This is a genomic window from Pseudomonas persica, from assembly GCF_900291015.1.
Taxonomy (GTDB): Bacteria; Pseudomonadota; Gammaproteobacteria; order Pseudomonadales; family Pseudomonadaceae; genus Aquipseudomonas.
The window spans coordinates 1-458 of record NZ_OLKL01000073.1; the positions used below are offsets into that span (position 1 = coordinate 1).

1 protein-coding gene is annotated in these 458 nt (G+C 62.4%); it reads left to right on the forward strand.

The window, feature by feature from the left end; translation table 11 throughout:
- Positions 1 to 458 (forward strand): immunoglobulin-like domain-containing protein (locus FQ664_RS27340; protein WP_178091059.1); only part of this gene is annotated, 458 nt, incomplete at both ends.

Genomic DNA, 458 nt, shown 5'->3' on the forward strand with positions numbered 1-458 from the left:
GTGACCGAAGGTGGCGTGATCACCTACACCGTGACCCTGAGCAACCCGGCGCAGTCGCCGGTGACTGTGACCCTGTCCAACGGCCAGACCATCACCGTCGAAGCCGGCAAGACCCAGGGCAGTGTCGACTTTGAGACGCCGGCCAACGACGTCTACAACAACGGCTCAACCGTCAGCACCACGATTACCGGTGCGACCGGTGGCAACTTTGAACAGCTGACGCCGAACCCGACCCCGGCTCAGACCGCGATCAACGACTCGGTCGATGTCACCACCGCCACCCTGACCGAAGAGCCAAGCGTGACCGAAGGCGGCGTGATCACCTACACGGTGACCCTGAGCAATCCGGCTCAGTCGCCGGTGACTGTCACCCTGTCCAATGGCCAGACCATCACTGTTGAGGCGGGCAAGACCCAGGGCAGTGTTGATTTCGAGACGCCGGCCAACGACGTCTTCTA